24 protein-coding genes, 2 pseudogenes and 1 CRISPR repeat array are annotated in these 24,228 nt (G+C 40.0%); of the genes and pseudogenes, 8 read left to right on the top strand and 18 right to left on the bottom strand.

All coding sequences use genetic code 11. The features are described 5' to 3' along the window. Position 1: 1 nt before the first annotated feature. Complete coding sequence (locus MSHOH_RS04645; protein ID WP_239451217.1) at positions 2–1,822, top strand: RNB domain-containing ribonuclease; 1,821 nt, start codon at positions 2–4, stop codon at positions 1,820–1,822. Positions 1,823–2,171: 349 nt separating this feature from the next. On the opposite strand, the pseudogene MSHOH_RS04640 reads toward MSHOH_RS04645, so the two are convergent. Next, positions 2,172–2,513: pseudogene (locus tag MSHOH_RS04640) on the bottom strand (transposase); the annotation flags it as partial. Between the two features lie 249 nt (positions 2,514–2,762). On the opposite strand from MSHOH_RS04640, the gene MSHOH_RS04635 reads away from it, so the two are divergent. From MSHOH_RS04635 to MSHOH_RS04615, 5 genes are all read left to right on the top strand, one after another. Next, positions 2,763–3,881 carry a CapA family protein gene (locus tag MSHOH_RS04635; protein ID WP_239451216.1) on the top strand — a complete coding sequence of 373 codons (1,119 nt, stop codon included), beginning with the start codon at positions 2,763–2,765 and terminating at the stop codon, positions 3,879–3,881. A 512-nt stretch (positions 3,882–4,393) separates the two neighbouring features. Beyond that, positions 4,394–4,897 carry a helix-turn-helix domain-containing protein gene (locus MSHOH_RS21920; protein WP_082089235.1) on the top strand — a complete coding sequence of 168 codons (504 nt, stop codon included), beginning with the start codon at positions 4,394–4,396 and terminating at the stop codon, positions 4,895–4,897. A 137-nt stretch (positions 4,898–5,034) separates the two neighbouring features. After that, positions 5,035–5,793 (top strand): DUF6345 domain-containing protein, encoded by a 759-nt coding sequence (locus tag MSHOH_RS04625; RefSeq protein ID WP_048137749.1) that lies wholly within the window; start codon positions 5,035–5,037, stop codon positions 5,791–5,793. 14 nt (positions 5,794–5,807) lie between these two features. Next, positions 5,808–6,746 carry a hypothetical protein gene (locus MSHOH_RS04620; RefSeq protein ID WP_158024044.1) on the top strand — a complete coding sequence of 313 codons (939 nt, stop codon included), beginning with the start codon at positions 5,808–5,810 and terminating at the stop codon, positions 6,744–6,746. 457 nt (positions 6,747–7,203) lie between these two features. Next, a complete protein-coding gene (locus MSHOH_RS04615) occupies positions 7,204–7,413 on the top strand; it encodes a hypothetical protein (protein WP_048137747.1) in 210 nt (69 codons plus the stop codon). 306 nt (positions 7,414–7,719) lie between these two features. Here MSHOH_RS04615 and MSHOH_RS24220 read toward each other — a convergent pair whose 3' ends face one another. The 11 genes and pseudogenes from MSHOH_RS24220 to MSHOH_RS04560 all read right to left on the bottom strand — a co-directional run bounded on the left by MSHOH_RS24220 (position 7,720) and on the right by MSHOH_RS04560 (position 16,185). Next, on the bottom strand, positions 7,720–7,938 hold the full coding sequence (locus MSHOH_RS24220) for a hypothetical protein (RefSeq protein ID WP_048137745.1): 219 nt from the start codon (positions 7,936–7,938) through the stop codon (positions 7,720–7,722). Positions 7,939–8,163: 225 nt separating this feature from the next. Next, the gene (locus tag MSHOH_RS04605; protein WP_048137743.1) at positions 8,164–8,682 is read right to left on the bottom strand and encodes a nuclear transport factor 2 family protein; all 519 of its coding nucleotides are present in this window, start codon (positions 8,680–8,682) and stop codon (positions 8,164–8,166) included. 193 nt (positions 8,683–8,875) lie between these two features. After that, on the bottom strand, positions 8,876–9,142 hold the full coding sequence (locus MSHOH_RS25930; protein WP_394297760.1) for a DUF6262 family protein: 267 nt from the start codon (positions 9,140–9,142) through the stop codon (positions 8,876–8,878). Between the two features lie 76 nt (positions 9,143–9,218). Then, on the bottom strand, positions 9,219–10,754 hold the full coding sequence (locus MSHOH_RS24520; protein WP_239451215.1) for a PEP-utilizing enzyme: 1,536 nt from the start codon (positions 10,752–10,754) through the stop codon (positions 9,219–9,221). Between the two features lie 72 nt (positions 10,755–10,826). Next, positions 10,827–11,564: pseudogene (locus MSHOH_RS24510) on the bottom strand (PEP/pyruvate-binding domain-containing protein); the annotation flags it as partial. 27 nt (positions 11,565–11,591) lie between these two features. Next, positions 11,592–12,170 (bottom strand): TetR/AcrR family transcriptional regulator, encoded by a 579-nt coding sequence (locus tag MSHOH_RS04590; protein WP_204245383.1) that lies wholly within the window; start codon positions 12,168–12,170, stop codon positions 11,592–11,594. Between the two features lie 188 nt (positions 12,171–12,358). Continuing rightward, positions 12,359–13,123 carry a ZIP family metal transporter gene (locus MSHOH_RS04585; protein WP_048137739.1) on the bottom strand — a complete coding sequence of 255 codons (765 nt, stop codon included), beginning with the start codon at positions 13,121–13,123 and terminating at the stop codon, positions 12,359–12,361. A gap of 722 nt (positions 13,124–13,845) precedes the next feature. Further along, a complete protein-coding gene (locus MSHOH_RS04575; protein ID WP_052730707.1) occupies positions 13,846–14,346 on the bottom strand; it encodes a GNAT family N-acetyltransferase in 501 nt (166 codons plus the stop codon). 252 nt (positions 14,347–14,598) lie between these two features. Further along, the gene (locus MSHOH_RS04570) at positions 14,599–15,351 is read right to left on the bottom strand and encodes a chitosanase (protein ID WP_158024043.1); all 753 of its coding nucleotides are present in this window, start codon (positions 15,349–15,351) and stop codon (positions 14,599–14,601) included. A gap of 194 nt (positions 15,352–15,545) precedes the next feature. After that, positions 15,546–15,947: a type II toxin-antitoxin system death-on-curing family toxin gene (locus MSHOH_RS04565; RefSeq protein WP_048143177.1), complete on the bottom strand. Its 402-nt coding sequence runs from the start codon at positions 15,945–15,947 to the stop codon at positions 15,546–15,548. Then, positions 15,934–16,185 (bottom strand): DUF7557 family protein, encoded by a 252-nt coding sequence (locus MSHOH_RS04560; RefSeq protein ID WP_048137728.1) that lies wholly within the window; start codon positions 16,183–16,185, stop codon positions 15,934–15,936. The genes MSHOH_RS04565 and MSHOH_RS04560 overlap by 14 nt, the downstream gene beginning before the upstream one ends. Before the next feature lie 1,091 nt (positions 16,186–17,276). Here MSHOH_RS04560 and MSHOH_RS04555 point away from each other — a divergent pair. Then, entirely contained in the window at positions 17,277–17,555 is a 279-nt protein-coding gene (locus tag MSHOH_RS04555) for a hypothetical protein (RefSeq protein ID WP_048137736.1), read from the top strand. Between the two features lie 14 nt (positions 17,556–17,569). Further along, on the top strand, positions 17,570–17,920 hold the full coding sequence (locus tag MSHOH_RS04550; RefSeq protein ID WP_048137734.1) for a hypothetical protein: 351 nt from the start codon (positions 17,570–17,572) through the stop codon (positions 17,918–17,920). An 80-nt stretch (positions 17,921–18,000) separates the two neighbouring features. On the opposite strand, the gene MSHOH_RS04545 is transcribed toward MSHOH_RS04550, so the two are convergent. The 6 genes from MSHOH_RS04545 to cas2 all read right to left on the bottom strand — a co-directional run bounded on the left by MSHOH_RS04545 (position 18,001) and on the right by cas2 (position 24,148). Continuing rightward, positions 18,001–18,240 (bottom strand): type II toxin-antitoxin system HicA family toxin, encoded by a 240-nt coding sequence (locus tag MSHOH_RS04545; RefSeq protein WP_048137732.1) that lies wholly within the window; start codon positions 18,238–18,240, stop codon positions 18,001–18,003. Continuing rightward, positions 18,237–18,461 (bottom strand): type II toxin-antitoxin system HicB family antitoxin, encoded by a 225-nt coding sequence (locus MSHOH_RS04540; RefSeq protein ID WP_048137730.1) that lies wholly within the window; start codon positions 18,459–18,461, stop codon positions 18,237–18,239. Before MSHOH_RS04540 ends, MSHOH_RS04545 begins: the two co-directional genes overlap by 4 nt. A 251-nt stretch (positions 18,462–18,712) precedes the next feature. Continuing rightward, positions 18,713–19,114 carry a type II toxin-antitoxin system death-on-curing family toxin gene (locus MSHOH_RS04535; protein WP_048143177.1) on the bottom strand — a complete coding sequence of 134 codons (402 nt, stop codon included), beginning with the start codon at positions 19,112–19,114 and terminating at the stop codon, positions 18,713–18,715. Beyond that, positions 19,101–19,352 (bottom strand): DUF7557 family protein, encoded by a 252-nt coding sequence (locus MSHOH_RS04530; protein WP_048137728.1) that lies wholly within the window; start codon positions 19,350–19,352, stop codon positions 19,101–19,103. The genes MSHOH_RS04535 and MSHOH_RS04530 overlap by 14 nt, the downstream gene beginning before the upstream one ends. Positions 19,353–19,427: 75 nt before the next feature. After that, positions 19,428–23,020: direct repeats of the CRISPR family, unit length 37 nt; unit sequence GTTTCAATCCTTGTTTTAATGGATCTTGCTCTCGAAT. A 113-nt stretch (positions 23,021–23,133) separates the two neighbouring features. After that, entirely contained in the window at positions 23,134–23,841 is a 708-nt protein-coding gene (cas4, locus tag MSHOH_RS04525) for a CRISPR-associated protein Cas4 (RefSeq protein ID WP_239451214.1), read from the bottom strand. A gap of 16 nt (positions 23,842–23,857) precedes the next feature. Continuing rightward, complete coding sequence (cas2, locus tag MSHOH_RS04520) at positions 23,858–24,148, bottom strand: CRISPR-associated endonuclease Cas2 (protein WP_048137726.1); 291 nt, start codon at positions 24,146–24,148, stop codon at positions 23,858–23,860. Positions 24,149–24,228 lie beyond the last annotated feature (80 nt).

The following is a 24,228-nucleotide window of genomic DNA, read 5'->3' as shown; positions in this document are numbered from 1 at the left end:
CATGCATATAAGGAAAGCAAACCAAATTTTGCACCTAAGTGATACTATGCCAGATATGCTCAGAGGCATTACGATCGATGACGTGACAACCCGGGACATGGATGATGCAATCTGGGTGGAAACCATGGAAAACGGCGGCTGGCACGTCGTGGTCATGATCACGGACGTCGCAAAAGTAATTCACAAGCATTCAGAGCTTGATCAACTTGCGATATCCCGGGTAGAGACCAGGTATTATGCAAACGGTAACAGCCCGATGCTGCCCCGGCGGCTCGCAGACGGGAAGTTTTCCCTATGGCCGGGAGAGTCGAAGTATGTCCTCGTTGTGGATATCATCCTCGGCATGGATCTGTCAATCCGTGAAATAAAGATTTCGCGGACTGCGATGACCAGCGAAGCAAAGATAGCTTTCTCTGACGTCCCCGGCATTCTCTCTGATAAGGAGCACACGCAGCACGCTCTCATCAAGCTCGCAAGCCAGTTAGCGAACGGTCTTTTGATGCAGCGCCGTAACCACGGAGCGCTGGCATTCTACGATTTGGGGAAGGGGCTGGTGACGAGTGAAGAAGGATCGCTACGGCAACTGAAACGCAGGGAAGATACTATCGGCTACGTTATCATCCAAGAGCTGATGATTCTCGCTAACATGGCCGTAGCAGAGTATGCGGTCAAAAATGACATTCCTATCCTTTTCCGTAACCATACAGCCCGGAGCGCCACCCCTGAGCGGGAGGACTTGCTGAAGCTGCTCGAAAGCATAGCTGTCATCCCTGAGGTAAACATAGCTACAGTCAGGCATACCGCGTACATGATGCTCAATAGAGCGGAATATGGCCCCGTCATCCTGGGCCATTTCGGACTGAACCTCGGAGCGTATACCCATTTCACCTCGCCCATCCGAAGGTATGCTGATCTCGTTAACCACCAGCAGATCAGGGCATACATCCGGAACGAGCCCTTGCCCCATTCTAAAGAAGAGATTCAGGCAATTGCATCGCACATTAACCTGAAGCACCTTGAAAACGACAAGGCTAAAAGCGAGTACATGAAAGAAAAGGCGTATAAAGAAGCTGAGTTTGCCATCCTGAGGAACAGGATTGAGAATGCAAGCGATACAGATTTCGAGCGCATCACCAAATTTCTGATCCGCAAAGGGGGAGACTGCCCCGAGGCTTACCGCGATGTTTTCCAGAAACGCCTTGGCAAGTTGCCGATCATCTGCACAGGGCTGGTACTCCTGCAGGCCCCTGATGGCGAAAGATGGACTGAGCTTAAAAGAGCAGTGCTGGAAGAGTTAGCAACTGCGCCTCATCACGCAGTCTCAATCTTCGATATCGCACAACATATACCAGGTTGGCAGATGCCCATATATGAAGTGACCGAAACTGCCCGAGGCAACATACCGGTATTCACCGCCCTGAGCGCCATTAGAGTCGGTGACAGAGAGTACCAGTCCGCTGCATATGAGGACCTGACAAAGAAAGGCGCAATGCAGCGGGCATCCGTAGACCTGCTCGCAACTATTCTGGGCTTACCCACTCCTGACTTGAAGACCAAGGTAGCAGACCTGCCGGCCAGTAAGGGAGAAATGACAATTAACACGTCAAAAGACCCAATTTTTGCCCTGCAGGAATATTGTCAGGCAAAGAAACTTCCCTTGCCGGCTTATTCGTTTGAGACGGAAGGCTCGACCAACAAGCCGACCTTCACCTGTACCTGCACCTTTGGCTCCTCGACCAGCACCGGCCAAGCAGGAAAAAAGCAAAGGGCCAAAAGGTTAGCAGCTAGAGCGATGATATACACTTTAGTGTCCGGGAGTTGATGTACACTTTAGTGTCTGAAAGTTGATGTCGAGTTCGAGGTTGCAATGAGAAGTGACATGGTTTTTTAGTTTCGATTATTATTTAATAGATCTTGCTATTGAATTTTATTTCTGGATCATTCACAACTCCCATAATCTCACAATTCAATCCCTCTTTTAGTGGATCTTTGAGTTATTTCCTGCGATGACAGCTTGTTGGTACATTGTCTGCTGTGGCAGGAAGGCAAGCCGATATTACAAAGATGAAAAAAGAACTATTATTGTTTTTTGTTAAAGTGGAATTAAGAGACTGTCTTAAAATTAAATTTTTTTCATTTGCTTCAAGATTTGATCCTAGCCAGTCTTTAATCATTATATTAATTATCGCAGCATATATGAATGCTTGACTTGATTCTGTCAATCCTTCGTAATCTTTACTCAACCGTCGATATCGACCTAGTCGTCCAAATGTATGCTCTACTATCCATCTGTGAGGCAGTACTTGAAAACCTTTGACATCATCTCTCCTCGTAACCATTTCAAGTACCCAACCACAAGCTACTTTGACCCAATCAACAAGTTGATCTGAGTAACCTGCATCAGCCCAAATAAGCTTCAATCGAGAGAACGTCCCACTAATCTGTTGCAGAACAAGTTTAGCTCCATCTTGATCCTGAATATTGGAGGTATGAACTTGCTTGCGAATAAAGATTTCATAAAGTGGATGTCGGTATTTCTATTGTTTCAATCCTTGTTTAGTGGAAAATTCGTAATCATTGGATAGATTCAAATGTCAAATTTTTGTGAAATATTTTAGTAATTGCAGTACTGAAAATTATTATAGGCATCTTATTGAAAAAAATACAATAGGATTTATGGGCGGTCCATATTTGCCAAACTCTAACAAATTTATAATAATATGGTAATATATTTTAAATGATATCTCGAATTAAATATGAATATGACCATAGAAAAAATAATTTCAATTTTCCTATGCGGCGACGTTATGCTTGGAAGGGGGATTGACCAGATTCTGCCTCATCCGGGCGATCCGAGGATTTATGAGCCGTACATGAAGTCTGCAAAAGGATATGTGGATATTGCGGAAGATAAAAACGGCGAGATTGATAAACCCGTGGATTATTCATACGTCTGGGGAGACGCATTAAAGGAGTTTGACAATAAAAAACCGGATTTAAAGATCATAAATCTTGAAACAAGCGTAACATCAAGCAGGGATTACTGGAAACATAAAGGAATTCATTACAAGTTAAATCCTCAAAATATTAACGTAATAAAAGATGCTGGGATTGACTTTACTTCTCTTGCCAATAATCATGTCCTGGACTGGGGATATAAGGGGCTTGATGAAACCATTAAAACACTCAGCGATGCAAAAATAAAATTTGCAGGCGCAGGAATTGATAAGTCTTTAGCTGAAAAAGTTGCCGTGTTTGATTTAAAAAGGAAGGGAAGAGTTTTAATATATTCCTGTGGCTCAATTACAAGCGGCATTCCGAATGAATGGAGCGCTGAAAGTAACAGAGCCGGGGTAAATCTTATTCCCGATTATTCAATAAATACGGTCAGGAACATAAAAGAAAAATTCGACGCAATAAGAGGCAAGAATGATATTTCGATAGTATCAATCCACTGGGGCAGCAATTGGGGCTACAGAATATCCAAGGCTCATATGGAATTTGCACATAACCTTATCGATCTGGCAGGGGTAAACATAGTGCATGGCCATTCATCGCATCATCCAATAGGCATTGAGGTCTATAAAAATAGATTAATATTGTACGGATGCGGCGATTTTATAAATGATTATGAAGGGATAACAGGCTACGAAATATACAGAGACGACCTTGCCCTAATGTATTTTGTCGACTTTGACACTGACATGGGAAAGATCAGCAAATTAAAGATTATACCCATGCAGATAAAAAATTTTAAATTAAACTACGCAGGCCGTAATTACGCAAAATGGATAAAACATGTTTTAAACAGGGAAGGGAAGGCATTTGATACGGAATTTAAACTACTTAGCGATAATTCCATCGAACTTATAATAAATTGATTTTTAGTAACTAAAATATGCAATTTTTAGCTTGAATTTCAAAAAATTTTGTTTAAATTAAGTTTTAACTCTTATTTTAATGGAGCTTGCTCTCGAATCAATAGTGAATATGAAATTAGAATATTACTCAAAAAAGAATTCCCGGATTTCTTTTCCTTAATGAAAGTCACTTATAATAAGTTCTAAAATTATTTTGATTAACATTCTCTATTAGTTAGATAATACTAACAGATTCTAATAGTTGATTTTTTAAATCGAGTTATGAATAAAGTGTTAAAACTGATACAAACTCTATCCATACAGGCTATACACCGTGAGAGTCGTCAATATGAGGAAAGAATATAATCATTAATGCAAATTCTTGTAGAATTCTACACACGATTTAAATTTGCTTGCCAACCAAAAAGCATACCGAAATACAATTATTTGTACTCGATAAGTTAATAGTAGAAGTATTTGTAATAAATAGTAGAAATAGTCGCAATATGAACTTAATTAAAGGTGCGTAGTTTTTGACGTCTGAGAACGTTATATTGGACTTGAAGTCGTTTATCGCGTTATCGTCAATATCAAGGATTTCGATTTTAAGAAAACTTGATGCAAGATGTATGACGATCACAGAACTCTCGAAAACTGAAAATCTGGCAAAATCGACAGTTCATGAACATTTAGAAAAGTTACTCGATGCTGGCTTGGTAAGGAAAAAAGAGGGAACCCACAAATGGATATACTATGAAATAACAGAAAAAGGCATAATTCTCTTGCGTCCACAGGAAAAGAATAAGATACTGGTTCTTTTATCTTTCTCTGTCGTGTCAGTTGCATGTGGCTTTACATACATCGCCAAATTCATGACAGATTATTTGGGACAAAGTACATATCCTCCAGCGGAAAGTGCCTATGATATAACACTTTATCTTTTAGCAGGCCTGCTTTTTATTGTAATAAGCGTCATACTTTTCTATTCTAGTTTAAGGCAATGGGGTGTAGGGATAGAGAAAAAACATTTTTTTTAGTAATGTGAGAAGGCAGCAGGCAGTTTCTGAAATTCGGTTTTTTCCGAACATATTACGACCTTTTATTAATTTTTCATATCTACTCCATAATACAATACAAATTAATTGTTTTGTGAAAAAAATAATGGAGATAGTGCATGAACGGAAGTAGATATGGAATTAGAACAACCATGTTGGTCTTATGTATCCTTGCAGCACTAACATTGCCAGCAAGCGCTGGTACGGGCGATGATAGCGATTCATCAAGTCCGGAAGTTGGGATTGAATGGGTATGCGATTATACCTACCCGTATGCGGACTTACCTAATAGTGATGATTCTGCTGTGGGTTTTTATAATCGTATCGGGAACGCTGGGTGGACAAAGAAGTTCAACAAAGGAGATAGCAACGCAAAAGCTGCTCATTTCGAACAGAGTGGTTCGGATACTACTTATATTGATGGTGTAGACATTGCGTTCTACCAGGGACATGGTTCTGCTGGAAAACTTGATGTATCTGCATACACAGAGAAAGTTTATGCTAATGAAGCTGAATGGGGAGACTACGATTTAGAATGGATCGGTCTACATGCATGTAATACTCTAAGCAACAACGATTTTTCAGAGTCCTTACAAGGTGCTCATTTGATATGTGGTTTTTCCACCACGGCATATAATTATGCTGGTGACGGAGAGAACTGGGCTGGTTATCTAATTGATGATGGTGCAAACGATGATGCATATACGGTAAAGAATGCCTGGTTCTATGGGATAGATATCAATCAGCCTGCAGGCGTTACTCTAAAAGTATTTGGTGAAACATCAACTTGTGGCAATGACAAAATATGGGGCCAGGGTACGGTAATTTCCGATCCTGCTGTGGATGATCAATTCACTACATGGACTTATAACTGTTGAAAGGAGGGAGCAAATTGAAAAATAAAATATTGGTTTTGGCGGGGATAGTATCCATACTTACAATATTCGGAATTAGCATGGCGTTACATACTCAGGCAGGCACCGTTCTCCCGACAAACGAGGCAGGCATTGATTCATCAGTGGGATTTACGCTGGAAACTTCTTTTCCAGAGTTAGAAAGTACATTTCCTATTTTAGAGACGAAAGCACCCACGGTATCATCTGAATATGTCGAAGAAATAGGACAACGTTTTGGTTTTACCGGAGAAGCCGGTCCTGCCGGGACCGGGAAAATAGGTATGCTGAGTGAAGATGGAACTGAACATTTGATGGTCTATGAGAAATCAGGAGCAATATTTTATTCCGTACCTGAAAAAATGAGCCCCGTAGTTTCATCACAGCCGGATTTACCATCGGATGCAGAGGCAATAAAAATTGCAGAGAGCTTCCTTGCAAAAATGAATCTTCTTCCGTCTGATGCTAAACTGGATAAAGTTGTTGCTGATAAGCAGTTAGAGTCTGAGAAAAGTACAGGAAAAGTCCTGGAAGAGTACGATGTGGTGCTTCAGGTAGTTGCATCTGCAAGAGAGATTAATGGCATACCCATTGTTGGTCCTGGTAACAAAATAAAGGTATATATCGGAGAGAAGGGTGAAGTCGTTGGTTTGTTCAAGGCGTGGAAAGATGTAGAGATATCTAAGGAAAAAGCGAATATTAAAACAGCTGAGACTGCCTATACTGAACTGCAAAATGGCAAAGCCATGTTCTTAACGGCAAACCTGGATACAATCGATAAGGTAAGCATCAAGAATATTTATCTTGCCTATTGGATGGAGCCTGCAGGCGAAGAACAGGATTCCGCTTTACCAGTATATGTCTTTGAAGGAGAAGCCGTAAATTCTGAGTCTCAAGCAGTTCCTTTCACCGCTTATGTGCCAGCTACTTCGATGTAACTGCCTTTTAAGAATTTCCGGATACTACACACTAAGTGTAGTACCAACAATTTTTGATGTAGAAAACCACATAAGACCAATTCCGATTTTGTAAAGAGTTTTCATTTTTGGCGCTTTAACAACTTTATGTTACAGTGTTTCAATCCTTGTTTTAGTGGACCTTACTCGTAAATGAATTAGTGCAGGAAGACAGCAGATTTCAGGAGAGGTAAATGGCAAACCACTCCTGAAAAACTACAGTGCAGATTTAGGGAGGAAAATGCCGTTTTTCAAGCAAATCAAGTAAATTTGAGTTACACATCAATAAAAATGCGTTCAGATACATAAAGATTTCCCATGTTAGAGAACGTATTACTAAAAAATAAAAATAATAAAACAAGTAAAAATGAAACGTTGTTATATGATAAAAAGAAAATATATTCAGTAAAAAAATAACTTCATTGGGAGATCATCCAACGTGTCGCATTCAATAGTTCCCAAATATGTTTTGGATGACATTAAAGATTTTATGCGTATGAATTATATAAATTTTCATATTTCTTTGCCACATTCTTTAATTATAGCTCAAGCATTTTGTTTAAGGTTTAAAGAGTATGGAAACGACTTTGGCGTGTCTGTAATAGCTGATGCTGTAGAATATGTAAAAAAATCATTAACAGAAAACTAAAGAAGTTAATCAGAACAAGAAAGTTTGATCATGAGATAATTTCGGATGTTAATACTACCTGGTTTCAATCCCTGTTTTAGTGATTTTGCTCTCGAATCCTAGTAGAAGCATCTCTGTCGCGAAGTTCAAGTTAGATTCAACATCATAAAAATGATGCGTTAATATAACTATACATTGGTCATAAAAGCAGGAAGTCTTAGAAGTATACTCAAAGCCTGTAATCACAGAAGCGCAGCATGAGTATAATGAGATTATTAACAAATTCCCTATCTAATTTTTATTCAGCGAGTTGACATCTGGCTGACATTATCTTAACCCCCGGCCCAAAAACTCAGCCATTCTTTCGTTACACATAAGCAGAGAAGGACTTGCAGCGCTCGGACAAATAGCTGCCGTATGGGTATGCGGAGGAACAATCATCCCTTGGGGCGTTATTCCGGTAGCAGCAATCTGCGGCGTTGAGCCAGCCGAGTTTGTGAGAAAAAATATTATTCCTTTGGCTGCAGGCTTCATTGCAACTGTCATTGTTGGTTATATTGTAAAACCGGTTAAAAGGCGAATTGCCCAAAAGCATTGTTACAACTTACTTCGGGGTAGTTTTTTCATTGAAGGATATCTGCGAACTCCAGTTCGGCATTTTTCAACTTCGTTATTGGGCAGCAGGCAGTACTTTCCCATACGCCTTTCCAGCCAGTCCACTCGGCCTCCTTGCCAATGCTTCTGCCGATGCGTGCCTACCGATTCTTCCCGTCAGTCCCTTGGTTTACCCATCTTCGCCATTACAGGCAGACTTGCACCCGTTCGCCACGTAATACGCGACTTCAGTTCGCTGAACCGCCACCCGTCGCTGGTACGTACCGCGACCGCTTCAAAAACACCTCCGGCAACAAAATGCGATTGCAGCGACCTCGGATCACTCTCCTCTTCAGCCCACAGGTGCATCGCTGTCATATTAGCTCGTAGGTGAGCGGTGTCCCCGTCGAGGTCGATGATATGGTCGCTAGTGACGTGGTGCGTTGCGCGGAACCGGCTGAAGCTCTTGCTTTTTTCTTCGGCAATAACCTCAGGACCGACAGCTGCCGCGCCATTGGGAGACACGAAGCGGCCATCCGGTGTGAAAACAGCCGCCACCGTCGCAACGCTGATGCATTTATCGTCTACAACGCTGCAGAAGCGGCTCAGCAATTCGCTGATCTGTGCACGATCGGCAAGCTTTGCTGCTTCTATAATTATGTTTCTCTCCTGTTGTTCTACTACTTTCTCATTCATAGTAATCCTCCTCTTTATTTTTTGTCAAAACCGCATAAACTGTATAACTTTTTTATGCATTGCTGATTGTTTTTTTCCAGTAGAGCCAGCTGCCGCTTATGTATCTTTACCTTTTCTTCAAGTTATCTTAACTCCCGACCCAAAAACTCAGCCATTTCTTTCGTTCGCGTTGTGGATATGTCCTCAACGTAGCTTAAAGCCCCTTCTCATACAATTGCCCTCTTAGGCGCTGAAGCTCACCTTTGAGATGTTTGACCTCTTCCTCCAACTCATGAATCCTTTTGTTCTTCGCGGCCAAAAAAACATCTTTGCTGCTATCGGTCATCTCTTGCTTCACCAGCTTAGAGGAAACACCTTCCTGCTGCTTGCGCAAGGCCTCAATCCGATTACGAATCTCCTGGTTGGCGTAAAGATAAGACTTAGATAGGCTAGTATTACCCCTAAAAGTACAGTTGGTCACAACGCTTTCGAATATGCCCGAAAATATCCAAAAAATTTGACGTACCGACTCATTTTAAAATGTAAAAATTGACTTTTCACTTCAATATATGTACAGTTCCCTGTCCACCGTCAACTATAACCCTGTCTCCTGTTTTTAGCCTTAGAGTGGCGTTGCCACATCCCACAACAGCAGGAATACCAAGTTCTCTGGCTACTATGGCAGCGTGGGACAGCGGAGCTCCTATATCGGTGACTATTGCTGCGGCTCGAGGGAATAGAGGTGTCCATCCAACATTGGTGGTTGTGGCGACCAGAATTTCACCTGGCTGCAGCATTTCGCCTTCTTCGGGATTTGCCAGAACGCGCACCCTCCCTTCTACCTTGCCGGCTGCTCCGGCAAATCCTCTGAGCATTTCCGAATAAGGCGCAGTAGCAACCGGCATAGTAGCATCGTAGTAATCAAGTCTTCTATCGGGGTCCTTTGCCCATTCGAAGGGATCGAATCTTCCCCGGATAATTGACGGGAACGGCGGCAGAGCTTTATATTTCTCATAGTTCTCTTTTCTTGCGGGAACATACTTCAGTGCTGAATTGTCTCCTGCAAGCAAGTTTTCAACTTCATTAACATAGAGGAAAAATACACTGTCCCCTATTCCCGTAAGCTCTCCTGTTTTAAGCGCAAAGGCCCGAACAACTCTTAATACCCTTACCAACTCCGAACGGGCTGCTTCCCTGAGGCGAGTGCCTTCCGATGCTTTCGCCAGCTGCTTATCAAGCCATTTTACTTTATTGGGAAAACGCTCCTGAAATCTCTTCCTGGCTGCTTCGAATTGAGTATGCTGTCTCTCTAAAAGCCCATCCACATCCATCTTTCCAAATTCCTCTACCTGCCTCTCCAGCCAGGTATTATCCTCAGCAGGACCAGGTATGGACAGCTCAAACTCATGGGGTCCCCGGTGGCCGTACTGCAGCAAATATTCTTCCCGGCTCATTTCTCCCTTGATAACCCTGGAAATGCCTGTGATCGGCCCAAGACTTGCCAGTTCGGAGCTTCCTCTTAAGTTGGACAGAAGCGCATTCGCATCTTCCGTTCCTACCAACTTTGCAAGCTTCTTATTTAATCTCAAAGCAAGCACTGCTTTGCTGCCTGCTGTGATATGCATCCACCAGGCCTTGAAGCTATAAGGCTGGAGCTCATCTTTCCACAACGACAGCAGCTCTGCCTCTGTCTTTATTTTTCCGATCCGTTCTGTCATCTTTCCGCACCAGACAGGTGTGTCATTGAGAAACGACGGCATATTTTTAGAGGCTTTTAAAGTATTCCAGATTAGACGCTTTATCCCTGGCAGCATCTCCTTAATCAAATGAAACCGTGAAAATGGATATACGGGTACGCTTAAATCTTCAGGAATATGACCAAAAATTTCACCGATTAGCGTCATGGCCCGTTTGGCATCCCAACCGTATAGTGCCGTAATTGCGGATAATCTCTGGCTGATATTTGAGTATATTCTGCCGCAGATATTGCCGGACCATAGATAGTATCCAGGAATGAAACCGGACTCATTGTCCAGGCCCCTTACCAGACTCCAGGTAAACGGTGTAATAACATCAGGGATTGCCTCCCCCACATTGGTATTTACCCAAAGGGCATCACCGGCCAGGCTTTCGTTTATTTCATAGGTGTCCAGATTGCCCTCTGTCAGTGTGGTTATCGGCCTTGCCTGCAGCAGGTACAGTTTTCCTTTCGCAACCGCCCATTCGATATCCTGTGGGGCACCCAGTTCTCTCTCGAGCCTTGCAGCATATTGCTACAGCACCGGGGCGTGTTTCTTAAATTCTTCCGGGCCGTCATATTTCCCTTTTGGCCGCATCAATTTGAAAGTATGTGCATCTACCTCACCGGATACCAGCCGCTCACCCAAACCATGGACATAATTACCTATCATGCTGGCAAAACTGCCGGTAAACGGATCGGCAGTAAATAATACGCCGGAAATCTCCGACGGCACCATCAGCTGAACCACTACCGCAATCTGGTGTAACTGATCCATACCCTGAATAGCACTGTAGGCTTTCACTCGTTCAGCTTCTCTTGATCTGAAAACTGTATAGATCGCTTCCTGTATCTCTTTATCCGATTCTACGTTAAGTACTGTTTCAAATTCCCCGGCAAAGGAAGTCCGAGCCGAATCTTCACTCAAAGCTGACGACCTTACGGCAAACTGTGCTCTGACATTGTCCTTCGTGATGGCATGTAGATGAACTCGCACTTCATCCCAGGCTTCGTCAGTCAGCTTTTCATCCAGAAAAGCAGTTGGTAAAACGACGAAGCCTGCCGGCACGGGATATCCGGCCTGGAACAGCCTTGCCAGTGTGCCGCCTTTGCCGCCGGCTGTGGCCTGCAGTTCAGGTGTTAGCTCACGGAAGCTTTTTACCATGTCAGCCATTCTTACAACCCCTCTCCTTTACCTTTCGATTCCATGCCGAACCAGAGCCAGAAAACTGTCTCTCTCAGCCAGAAAGCTTTGGAGATACGTCTCATCCAAATCGCTATCGTCCGCTAATTCCGATATATATTTGTTGTCGAAATAATCCAGTACGAGCATGACCAGCTTGAATGACTGCCCGCGATCCACGCCTTCCCGGAGGGGAACTTTGGCAAACAGCAGCTCCCACTCTTTGTCCCTGTTGGTGATCAACTCTCCGTACTTTTCTTCAATCTCCATCTTCAATTCATACGGTGTTGCAAAAAAGGCTTCTCGCACAAATTTGTACAAATCAGGATTTTTTTTATAATAATTGAATTTAATTATACTGAACTCTTTTTTAGCCGCAAAAAAGTCCTTATATTCCAACAGGTTGTCAAAGCCCATTTCAATCCTTCCTCTGGCAAAGCATCGGTCCAGTAAACTTAGATAAAGCTCTTTTTTGCTCTTGAAATGGTGAAAGATCAGTGCTCTGGAAATACCAGCTGCCTCAGCCAGCATCGCTGTTGATGTCTTTTCATACCCATACCGGGCAAACACTGCCAAACAGGAATCCAAAATTTGCTCTTTATCGTAAAGCTGTAAAGGCAACTGCATCATCTCCGTTTTACTGACCGTCCTGTCAGTATAAATATAGCGTATACTGACACTCCTGTCAACATATATAAATGTGGCATATATTGACATCCCTGTCAATTATCAGGCCGAATTATCAGGCCGGGCACCGCTGCTGAAGAGCTGCAAGTTTAGTGAAGACTTATCTTCAATATGACAAACGCTGCCAGAAAACCCGTTACAGTAATTAGCCCGATGAAGGCGGACGCCTGGTCGAATGCCTCGGGGATCATCGTCTCCGTCAGCATCGCTAACAGCCCTCCGGCAGCAAATGCAGACATCAACGCGATCATGCTTGTCGAAAGTCCTCCGAAGATGCTGTATCCTAAAAGTGCTGCAACGCCAGAGGCGAGTGTCAATCCTCCCCACGCGCCGAGCACGTAGCGAGCGGATCGCCTAGCATCTTTCATGCCCGAAGCGCTGGAAAGCCCCTGGGGAACGTTTGCCAGGAAAAAACCTGCCAGCGTAGCGGATGGGATCATACCGCCTCCAATCAAGCTTAATCCAATTACCAGCGACTCTGGAATACCATCCACCAGAGCGCCTAAAAACAGCGATATCCCACTTCCCGGATGTTGTTCCTCACTCGGCTGCTGCACACATTGTCCACAGCGCTTGCGGTTTTGTGCCCCATGCCTTGCAAGCAGCCAGTTCGCTGTGCTAAAAACTAAGCCGCCTGCTAAAAACCCAGCGGCGGTCATTTCAAATCCTGTCAGCTCATACGCTTCTTCCATGAGATCGAAAGACAAAATCGAAATCAGAACGCCTCCACCAAACCCCATGATCGTGGCAATCACGTGGTGGCGAAGTTCCACAAAATAGCCGACCAGAGCACCCAAAAACAAACCCAGACCCGCAATGAGGCCCCAGAATCCTGCCTCCAATACATCCAGCAAGGCAAATCAGTCCTTTCTTTAACCAAGACCTCATTCATTGGTCATCGGTTAAGGGATAATTCAGTTTTTTACATATAGTTTTATAATAATCATTCCATAAAACTATATGTAATCATATATGCTCATTCTAATCTGCTCTGAAAAACCTCTACTCTAAAATTACTCTCTAAAATCCTCTTCAAAAATATTTCCCAAAGAATGTTCAAGGGAAACTGCTAGGAGGACTGATATTATAAAATGCGAACGCAAGATTGACCCCACTATCATATTTTTGGCTTTAACTCCTGGCTTCGGTGTATGCTGAAGATATGCACTTGAGAGCCTGAAACGTCAATATGAAAAGAAGCAAACAGTATGAATGCTGGCAAAAATCGAAAAGGCCTTAATCTTTGTTTTAGTGGATCTTGCTCTCGAATTTTACCTCAATAAGTTCATAGTCGAGTCCAATTGTGGTTTCAATCCTTGTTTTAGTGGATTTTGCTCTCGAATAAGCCAGCTGCTTGATAGCCGGCTGGATGCACAAGCAGTTTCAATCCTTGTATTAATAGATCTTGCTCACGATGTTCTAAATATTATATGCACAAAAATGACAAAAACGATAAATATGAAAAAACGTTATCATTCCAATTGATTTTTAAACTCGATATTTGTCCTTCGATATTCTGTTTTATTTAACGTAAAAAGTATTAGAAACATATAACGAGTTAAGCGACTGCCCGGTTTTACACAGATTCCAATAAAAGTTCCCAGCGCTCTTCTACCACACCTCTTTTCCATGTATTATTTTCGACCTGTTCTACAGGAATAAATCCAAAACTACTATACAAATGGTATGCAACCTCCAAACCCTGCATTGTCCACAAAAATACTCGACTGAACTTTTTTTGTTTGCAGTAGTCGACTGCTATGGTCATCAACTGTCTGCCCAAGCCTGTTCCGCGAAATTCTGGCTCTATTAAAAACCATCTGAGCTGCGCTGTATTTTTGTCTGTACTGACAACTCCTATAAAGCCAACAATCTGACCATTATACTCTGCTACCCAGATTTCCCCTTCGGACCTGTGCTCAATATATTTAACCAGGCTGTCCAGCACGTACTGCTCAAAAGTTCCGCAAAGTCCGTATTCTTTTTCGTAAAGAACGCAATGTCTATAAGCTATATATGCGGCATCACCAGACTTTTGCGTGCGTACAGTAATATCTCCACTCTTCAGACTGTCCATATTATCTCTTATTACAGATATGATTAATGAGATTTTGCTTAATTTTCTTTTACAGCATCTGGGGTATAGCAGCAACTCGTTAGTAATATTGCTTGCAGTGTTTATTGGTGTTGATATGTTTGTATGCCAGGAGCAGGTATGATCCGAGTATAATCCTTGCTTTAGTGGACCTTGCTCTCGAATAACTCAGGATAATGCACAGTCTTAATACTTATGGTTTCAATCCTTGTTTTAGTGGATCTTGCTCTCGAATCAAATCCCAAGATCACCAGAAATGTTGAACATGTCTCCATGTGCTTCAAACGTGAATGGTGTGGCCAGGTCGATATTGCCCGCTTCTAATACCTGTTTGTATCCATTATCCCTGTCCACATCACCCAGGCCTTCATTCTTGAGTGCAGAATCCCTGTACTGGAACAGCCTTTCCAAGTAGGCGTTTTCATCGTCCCCAACAGAACCGGCTTCCTTCATGATGCTCTGGGCACCATTAGGACCATGCCTCACATACATATCATAGATGAATGCCTTCGTCAAAGCATTCTTACAACCTGCTCCCTCAGCCAGTTTCATTGCTGGATCCCAATACAATTTGTCCAGCATGTCCAGCTGAGCCTGCTCGAACAGCGGGTCGTCACATCCTTTCACAGCCTCAATGAAACCATCCAGTCCTTCCACACTTGGATTGCCATCTCTATCAGCAGCAGTAGCAGTATGAGAACTACTATCAATAGCATCTAAGGCAGGAATGAACCTTGCCAGGTCATTGTTCGGATTCAGTTCTGTATAGTGCTTAATCAGAATGTTCCCATCATATGTCCCTGTACAAAACCCAACGCAGCCGAACGTAATTCCACGACCATCTCCCAGGTTTTCCGCATAATTGAACTGCATTTCAATAACACTGTTCTCAAGTGCGGTTGTCATCTGCAAGGCTGCTTCCTTGTCTGAGGCGGCACAAGGTACTGCCATCAGAAGGAGGAATATCAAAACCATCCATATTTTCAAGTAGATTCTCCTTTCCTGTATTTTGATCCAACTGTACAATTTTTGGTTTCAGCTCTTGTTTTATAGATCTAGCTCTAGAATATATAGAAAACGTTGCAGACAAAAAATATAATATAGGTTTCAATCCTTGTTTTAGTGGATTATGATGTTGAATAATTAATTGTTGCTCTGTACATCTCTTTGATTCTATGTTATCATGTTCTTTCCGTATGTCGAATTATCCATTCTTTTATTTCTTCAATTGACATTTCATTTTCTGTTGTAGCTACTCTAATTATGAATTCTATCATCTCTTTATCTGTAGATGTAAACTTGTATCCTGCATCTTCAATAACAAAATTCATGGCTTCATAACCAGTTCTTTTGTTTCCGTTGAAAAACGGATGTTTTGCAACAATAGTATAGACTATTATTGCTGCATTTTCGAAAATAGTATTAGATTCTTTTATTAAATATTCAAACATTAATTCCAACGTAGCTAAAGAACGTATTGCGGGGGTATAATCATCTGGATCTTTAAATTTATCGTAATCTATAACCTTTTGATGAATTTTCAAAATTTCAATTAAACTGATCAAAGCATCACTTTCTTCCAAGTGCATCTAAAATATTTTTATCTTCTACCAGCTTCTTTTCTAACCAAGCATTAAAATCTTTTATACGAGATTCCTTATGTTCTTGTTTTTCTTCTTTTGGAAACATAGGCTTATAGTCTTCTTTCTTTTTAACTTCGCTAATAAGTCTCTTAACTACCGAATTATAAGACTCTTCTGGAGCTAACTTTAACTCTCTAAGCGATTCTTTTACATCCGGGTCTATAGCTATTGTAGACATATTCTGTTATAATATGTTATAATATGATAAATAAGTACACATTCAATTTTGTCAAAATTGATTCTGTCAGAGCCTGCAAGATATCAACAGAAAAAATTGTTTTAAGGATTTTACTCGCGAATGTTGATGAACTATCTACAAAATTTACATCAGAATAATGTTTCAATCCTTGTTTTAGTGGATCTTGCTCGCGAATTCTTACGCATAGCTTTCAATATGAAAGTAATGATTGTTTCAATCCTTGTTTTAATGGATCTTGCTCACGAATAGAAAAATTCGAGCTCATGTAGCAGTGTAGGAAGACCAATATTTCAATCTTTGTTTTAGTAAATTTTGAGAGTTTTCTAATCAGTTGCAATGGAATGCGTAGAACTCTTCCAAGACTACCTGGAACGGTTTCAATCTCTAATGAGTTTTCGAGTCAATTGCAACCCCATCAATTAGATTAAAGAAGTTCTGACATACGTTTCAATCTTTAAGAGGCTGTCTTAAAATTCAAACCATTTCTACATTTGGATAGCGAACATTGTTAATTTCAAACTCAGATCATAAATTTATTACATCAGATTTACTCGCTCGATGTATAAAATCAAATACATTAGACATCAGGCTTAAAATTTACATTTTAGGCATTTAACGGTTTAATGCTATCGTTTTTTAGTTCAAATGCTCAAGTCTTATCCTGATCGTAGACTAAAATTTAATATTAAGACGTTCTAAGTGTCCAGTCACAAACGGCTATCTCACATCTCAGTCATTTCGAGACCCTCGCAAAATACAAGGCCAGAGCTGGAGAAGCTGGTCCGGAAAACACCTGAGTCCGGTTGCAGGGTATGGCACTAACCTGCGTAAAGTGGATGCCTGGGCAATGACGGCTAAATCTTCCTCTTTTAATTTATTCCTGGACCTGCAGGTTCTCACACGCCTTCATCAGGACCAGAAAGAATACTTCAACAGATAGTGTTTTTCTTAGAGGATATCCAGTGCCTTTGCATATGTCACCGTAAACCATAAGTACACATAGATGCAAGTAAATTACTAATTAATAACTATTTCTTACATGATCATTTCAAATCTATGGAAGTGAAGAAATGACAGAGGCATTAAATTCTGATAAGGTAAAACCTTCTCCAACTCTTAATACTATTATTATGGTAGAAGATACTATACAAAATAGCCCAAATAGTGTTATAACTATTCCGGAACTCAAAAAAGCACTTCCACGGCAGGTAAACCACAATACTTTAATGACTGTTTTGGAATATCTAGAGAAAAGTAATAAAATAGTTGTGGGGTTAAGAGGAATAACATGGATTCACAACACAAATAAAAATTTAAGGAACGTTGCGATTTACGGACGTGAGCTATAAAATGTGAATAAATCATGAAGCGTGTAAGTGTAAGATTAACTCCTGAAGCTGATGAGGCATGTGAATATCTGGTACGTAAGGCTTCGGACTCAAAGCAGGAAGAGACTATCCTTAATGCTTTCCATCAGAAAATAGAGTTAATAAAAAACGATGTTCATTATGGAAATCCAATTGCTAAAAGATTAATTCCTTCAGAATACAAAAACAAATATGGGGTAAAGAACCTGTTTAGAGTGGAACTTCCCAGATTCTGGAGAATGCTCTATACACTTACAGCTGGTAATCCGGGTGTTGAAACTCTCGTAATAGTGATCGATATAATCGATCATAAAAAATACGATAAAATATTTGGTTACAAGAAGTAAATTTTTCCTTCACTTTTCCTTTCCTAGATCTGCAGGTCCGTTTCGATTCTTGTTTTAGTGGATCTTGCTCGCGAATTTCTCTAAAAAAGTATTAAATTTTTAACTAATTCAATCCATTCTTCTCTTGAAATTTTCGCTTCTTTTAAAATTGCGTTAATAATTTCAACTTTAATTTCTTTTGAATGAATTGGTATAATGGTAGTTCTACCATCTGGATTTTTCATAAATAAATGACTACCTGTTTGTCGAATAGGTTGAAAACCAACTTTCTCAAGTGCTTTAATTACCTTTTTATTTGAAAGTGGTTTTATTTTTGTCATATTTCAACCTGCATCATCTCTGCACTCACAAATTTTGTAGGTTCTTCATTCAAATAATCTGATTCAACTTCGAGATAAAGCTGAATTGCATCTTTAATATATTTTCTTACATCTTCCAATGTATCCCCTTGTGTATGACATCCAGGCAAATCTGGAACAAAAGCTACATATCCACCGTTTTCACTTTTTTCAATTATTACAAGAAATTCTTTTGTTCTCACAAAACATCACCTCTGTCATTATTAATTCGATGATATTTATTTGTTATTGAATTGTTGTTCCTGATGCTATTTTTCAAGAATTTCATTATTGAAATGTTCAGCTGAGTTTTCATAAATTTCAGATGTCTATGATTTGTTCAGCTGTCATTCCTCTAAGAGTAGACATTAAAATATTATTTCAATCCTGTTTTAGTGGATTATGCTGTTGAATAATTAATTGTTGCTCTGTACATCTCTTTGATTCTATGTTATCATGTTCTTTCCGTATGTCGAATTATCCATTCTTTTATTTCTTCAATTGACATTTCATTTTCTGTTGTAGCTACTCTAATTATGAATTCTATCATCTCTTTATCTGTAGATGTAAACTTGTATCCTGCATCTTCAATAACAAAATTCATGGCTTCATAACCAGTTCTTTTGTTTCCGTTGAAAAACGGATGTTTTGCAACAATAGTATAGACTATTATTGCTGCATTTTCGAAAATAGTATTAGATTCTTTTATTAAATATTCAAACATTAATTCCAACGTAGCTAAAGAACGTATTGCGGGGGTATAATCATCTGGATCTTTAAATTTATCGTAATCTATAACCTTTTGATGAATTTTCAAAATTTCAATTAAACTGATCAAAGCATCACTTTCTTCCAAGTGCATCTAAAATATTTTTATCTTCTACCAGCTTCTTTTCTAACCAAGCATTAAAATCTTTTATACGAGATTCCTTATGTTCTTGTTTTTCTTCTTTTGGAAACATAGGCTTATAGTCTTCTTTCTTTTTAACTTCGCTAATAAGTCTCTTAACTACCGAATTATAAGACTCTTCTGGAGCTAACTTTAACTCTCTAAGCGATTCTTTTACATCCGGGTCTATAGCTATTGTAGACATATTCTGTTATAATATATTATAATATGATAAATAAATATACATTAAAGTTTGCCAAAAATCTATTTAGAGTTAGATGTTTCAATCCTTGTTTTAATGGATCTTGCTCTCGAATTTCTCAGGGCAACCGACTTCTTTGCTGCCGGTGGTTTCAATCCTTGTTTTAATGGATCTTGCTCTCGAATCCTTTTTGATTACAGTTACAGCTTTAAGTTCGCTGTGTTTCAATCCTTGTTTTAATGGATCTTGCTCTCGAATTACAATATACCAGGTTCGATGTTAGCCCATTACAAAAGTTTCAATCCTTGTTTTAATGGATCTTGCTCTCGAATGAGGCTTCGGACTATCTGGCGAAACTGATAGCGGGAGTTTCAATCCTTGTTTTAATGGATCTTGCTCTCGAATTGGAATCGGCGCAATTGGAGCATTAGCGTATTATTTTTGTTTCAATCCTTGTTTTAATGGATCTTGCTCTCGAATCGTGACATGTTGGAATCATAGCAAACTTTACGATGTGTTTCAATCCTTGTTTTAATGGATCTTGCTCTCGAATCTTGTATGCAGATGTCGTAAGAAATACGCAGAAATGAAGTTTCAATCCTTGTTTTAATGGATCTTGCTCTCGAATAGTATTTACCTCGTTGTTGTGGATATAGATATGATTGTTTCAATCCTTGTTTTAATGGATCTTGCTCTCGAATCAGGAAAAGCTTACAGAACAGAACGAAGTGATTTTGTTTCAATCCTTGTTTTAATGGATCTTGCTCTCGAATTGTCTCACCTCCTGGTGGAGATCTTGAATACTGTTCGTTTCAATCCTTGTTTTAATGGATCTTGCTCTCGAATATAGAAATGCACACCAGCAAGCCACAAAAGAAAAAGTTTCAATCCTTGTTTTAATGGATCTTGCTCTCGAATCCTATGGACTTCCTGACTTCCTGAGAAATGGGGAGGTTTCAATCCTTGTTTTAATGGATCTTGCTCTCGAATTGTGATTCAACAATGAAAGGTTTAGACGGTACCACAAGTTTCAATCCTTGTTTTAATGGATCTTGCTCTCGAATATATAAGAACCTTCTTCTACAAATGGAGCAATGCAATGTTTCAATCCTTGTTTTAATGGATCTTGCTCTCGAATCCCTTACTAGTCTCAATCTCAGAACCTCCAAGAGAGTTTCAATCCTTGTTTTAATGGATCTTGCTCTCGAATAATGCGGCGGGTCAGGTTTGTGACTTGGATTTGATGTTTCAATCCTTGTTTTAATGGATCTTGCTCTCGAATCCAGGTGAAGACTTTTCACAGAAGATTCGTAGATGGTTTCAATCCTTGTTTTAATGGATCTTGCTCTCGAATAAAGAGTGAGGATATTTACCAGAACAATTTATAGTTTCAATCCTTGTTTTAATGGATCTTGCTCTCGAATTCATAATACTCCTTCGCAAAAGCAAGTTCCTCCTTCGGTTTCAATCCTTGTTTTAATGGATCTTGCTCTCGAATAAACACGAGGAGATGAGGAAGACATGAGAAGAGACAGTTTCAATCCTTGTTTTAATGGATCTTGCTCTCGAATTTTTGGCGACTTCTCGGCAATACTCACGGCAGAACATTGTTTCAATCCTTGTTTTAATGGATCTTGCTCTCGAATCCGATATTAGGCACATTTTTTACATCTCTGTTCCAGTTGTTTCAATCCTTGTTTTAATGGATCTTGCTCTCGAATTCCACCAATTACCAGAGCGATAGGCATCAGTTGGCGTTTCAATCCTTGTTTTAATGGATCTTGCTCTCGAATACAGCGATTATTTGCCAGGTGAAAAAAGAATCGGACGTTTCAATCCTTGTTTTAATGGATCTTGCTCTCGAATTCGAACAGATTAAGAGTATTTCAGGGATTCTCAAGGGTTTCAATCCTTGTTTTAATGGATCTTGCTCTCGAATTTTATTAAATTTATTACGTCTTCGGTTTTTGTCAGTTTCAATCCTTGTTTTAATGGATCTTGCTCTCGAATCGTAAGGGACGACCTAAAAGACTACACTGCTCCAAGTTTCAATCCTTGTTTTAATGGATCTTGCTCTCGAATGATACTACATTTTCGATAGTAATTACAAAACATGGTTTCAATCCTTGTTTTAATGGATCTTGCTCTCGAATTCTTGTGTATTGATGCAGTTTACCAGGCTTCACGAGTTTCAATCCTTGTTTTAATGGATCTTGCTCTCGAATTCTTTTCAAATTTATGAAACATGCCTTCATTGGGGTTTCAATCCTTGTTTTAATGGATCTTGCTCTCGAATCCTATCTGAAGAAGGTGGTCAAGCGTGGTTGAACGTTTCAATCCTTGTTTTAATGGATCTTGCTCTCGAATTATTCCAAAAAACGGGCTGATAGCACATTATAAACGTTTCAATCCTTGTTTTAATGGATCTTGCTCTCGAATCACCTTATACTCGTTGTAAAGTACAGACGAAAAGCCGTTTCAATCCTTGTTTTAATGGATCTTGCTCTCGAATTACACTATCATATTATTATTTTCGGCATAAGCTGGCGTTTCAATCCTTGTTTTAATGGATCTTGCTCTCGAATACTACAATTTTTCTGCAATCTTATGGTAAATCCAGTTTCAATCCTTGTTTTAATGGATCTTGCTCTCGAATAATATATATCATGCTGTTATTGTGAAAAAAGAAAAGTTTCAATCCTTGTTTTAATGGATCTTGCTCTCGAATCAAAAAAAGAAGCAGTTACCGTCGATATCGATGCAAGTTTCAATCCTTGTTTTAATGGATCTTGCTCTCGAATAGAATTTGCAAGTGCAATTATTTCATTGGAGGATGTTTCAATCCTTGTTTTAATGGATCTTGCTCTCGAATTCTCCATTCTTTTCGGTTTTCACTTAAATGATGTTTGTTTCAATCCTTGTTTTAATGGATCTTGCTCTCGAATTTTTTTGAAACATTCGTAAATACGTTAAGATGATCGTTTCAATCCTTGTTTTAATGGATCTTGCTCTCGAATTTGGTCCCGCTATCAGGATACAGATATCGAGTTGTGTTTCAATCCTTGTTTTAATGGATCTTGCTCTCGAATTTGAAATCATCGGAGTTCTGGCAGAATGGTTCAAGTTTCAATCCTTGTTTTAATGGATCTTGCTCTCGAATATGGCGGACGCTTGCGCTTATATTAACATCCATGAGTTTCAATCCTTGTTTTAATGGATCTTGCTCTCGAATCCTTCATATGAGAAGGGCGTTTTCTCTCAGGACACTCTGGTTTCAATCCTTGTTTTAATGGATCTTGCTCTCGAATTCATCGATGGTACATCCAAGATTTTTTGTTTTTGAAAGTTTCAATCCTTGTTTTAATGGATCTTGCTCTCGAATCTGGCTAGAAGCTGTCTTGCTTCTGGCTTGATCTGTTTCAATCCTTGTTTTAATGGATCTTGCTCTCGAATTTTGGTAGAGGTCGAATTCCTGGGAGTGTACGAGGTTGTTTCAATCCTTGTTTTAATGGATCTTGCTCTCGAATTTACTGGATGCGATGGAAGATCAGACCAGGACCAGAGTTTCAATCCTTGTTTTAATGGATCTTGCTCTCGAATACTGTGGGCATTGTGGAAAAGAAATAAGAACGGAGTTTCAATCCTTGTTTTAATGGATCTTGCTCTCGAATAGGGCAAAAATTTCCGTTATTTGGCCAGAAAAGGCCTAAAATATGCCCTTTTTCGGGGCTAAAATTCTTGTTGGAAAATTATCAAACCCTTTATAAATACAAGAAAAACATCTTCATACGCAGATATTCCGATAACAGCAATCTACGCATTTTCTAGAAGATCTGGATGTCTTGGGATATAAGCCTTTTTGAACGATATCGAGTATTTCTTCGATTATTTTTTCGGCTTTTTTGAAATCAGAAGGGGTAATCTCCATTTCTTTGACCAGGCTGTTGCTCCGGGTAAAACAGAGGTAGGCGCGGTTTACTTCAATATTATAATTTTCCCGGATCAAAAGAGCCTGCAAAACCAGCTGAAACTTATAGGTCTTAAAAACTTTGTCTTTATATTCGGCAAATTTGTACTCAAGAGGAGCAGCAGTCCCATCTTCAAGAAATAGTACCTCATCAACGATTCCTTTTATATGGTGCTGCTTTGAAGCAATAAAAATGTCGCTCTCTTTCCTTATGCAGTTCAGTTTCTTTCTCACATAATCCCTATTTGTGAGTTTTCTTGTTTCATGGACTTCACGGCCTTTGATAACCTTAAACCTTTTCTCTTCGTGCTGGGGGATATCGAGGCAGTACATATAGTAAATGAAGCGGGGGCAGAACAGATATTCAAGAACATCTGAAATTCGGATTATTGTTCCGGAATCGTTTTCAGAATCAGGCTCAACGGCTGTGCTATCTTCGTCTTCGGGATTTTTTTCAAGGTCTGTATCTTTCTCGATACAGATTTCAGCTTGTCCCTCGTTCATCACACACTCATAATTGATCATACGTACCTCAGAAAATTCAGAAGAATTTGGTAATCACTTCGTCGCTGACAAGCTCCTTATCGAAAGCCTGGCCGAGCAGCTGGACTTTCTTGAATGACTGCTCATCCATCGGAAAAATATATACAGAATCATGTTCGGTGTCGATCAGCTCTTCGCACTCAAGCGCCAGGGAATCTCTATCATTTGAATTAAGGTCTCCCAGAAATACACTTTTCTGAACTCTATAAAGCCCATAATTCTTACAGCAGTCGCTAACTTTCTGGCGAATCCTGTTTTCCGTAATATCGTATATTACCCAGACAAGCAAATCTGATCACCTCATTCTTACTTTTATCGAATCATCATATTGAATCATTAATTATCTGGATCATTACGTTACTGCTTCAC

It is taken from the genome of Methanosarcina horonobensis HB-1 = JCM 15518, from assembly GCF_000970285.1.
GTDB classification, from domain to species: domain Archaea; phylum Halobacteriota; class Methanosarcinia; order Methanosarcinales; family Methanosarcinaceae; genus Methanosarcina; species Methanosarcina horonobensis.
This window is presented reverse-complemented; position numbering and strand designations above follow the sequence as displayed.

Excerpts from the sequence above, each read along its gene's own strand:
- MSHOH_RS04645 (WP_239451217.1), top strand. The coding sequence starts at position 2 with ATGCATATAAGGAAAGCAAACCAAATTTTGCACCTAAGTGATACTATG.
- MSHOH_RS04635 (WP_239451216.1), top strand. The coding sequence starts at position 2,763 with ATGACCATAGAAAAAATAATTTCAATTTTCCTATGCGGCGACGTTATG.
- MSHOH_RS04625 (WP_048137749.1), top strand. The coding sequence starts at position 5,035 with ATGAACGGAAGTAGATATGGAATTAGAACAACCATGTTGGTCTTATGT.
- MSHOH_RS24220 (WP_048137745.1), bottom strand. The coding sequence starts at position 7,938 with ATGACAGTTGCAATGAAGCCTGCAGCCAAAGGAATAATATTTTTTCTC.
- MSHOH_RS04605 (WP_048137743.1), bottom strand. The coding sequence starts at position 8,682 with ATGAATGAGAAAGTAGTAGAACAACAGGAGAGAAACATAATTATAGAA.
- MSHOH_RS04575 (WP_052730707.1), bottom strand. The coding sequence starts at position 14,346 with ATGGACAGTCTGAAGAGTGGAGATATTACTGTACGCACGCAAAAGTCT.
- MSHOH_RS04560 (WP_048137728.1), bottom strand. The coding sequence starts at position 16,185 with ATGTCTACAATAGCTATAGACCCGGATGTAAAAGAATCGCTTAGAGAG.
- MSHOH_RS04555 (WP_048137736.1), top strand. The coding sequence starts at position 17,277 with ATGACAGAGGCATTAAATTCTGATAAGGTAAAACCTTCTCCAACTCTT.
- MSHOH_RS04550 (WP_048137734.1), top strand. The coding sequence starts at position 17,570 with ATGAAGCGTGTAAGTGTAAGATTAACTCCTGAAGCTGATGAGGCATGT.
- MSHOH_RS04545 (WP_048137732.1), bottom strand. The coding sequence starts at position 18,240 with ATGACAAAAATAAAACCACTTTCAAATAAAAAGGTAATTAAAGCACTT.
- MSHOH_RS04530 (WP_048137728.1), bottom strand. The coding sequence starts at position 19,352 with ATGTCTACAATAGCTATAGACCCGGATGTAAAAGAATCGCTTAGAGAG.
- cas4 (WP_239451214.1), bottom strand. The coding sequence starts at position 23,841 with ATGATCAATTATGAGTGTGTGATGAACGAGGGACAAGCTGAAATCTGT.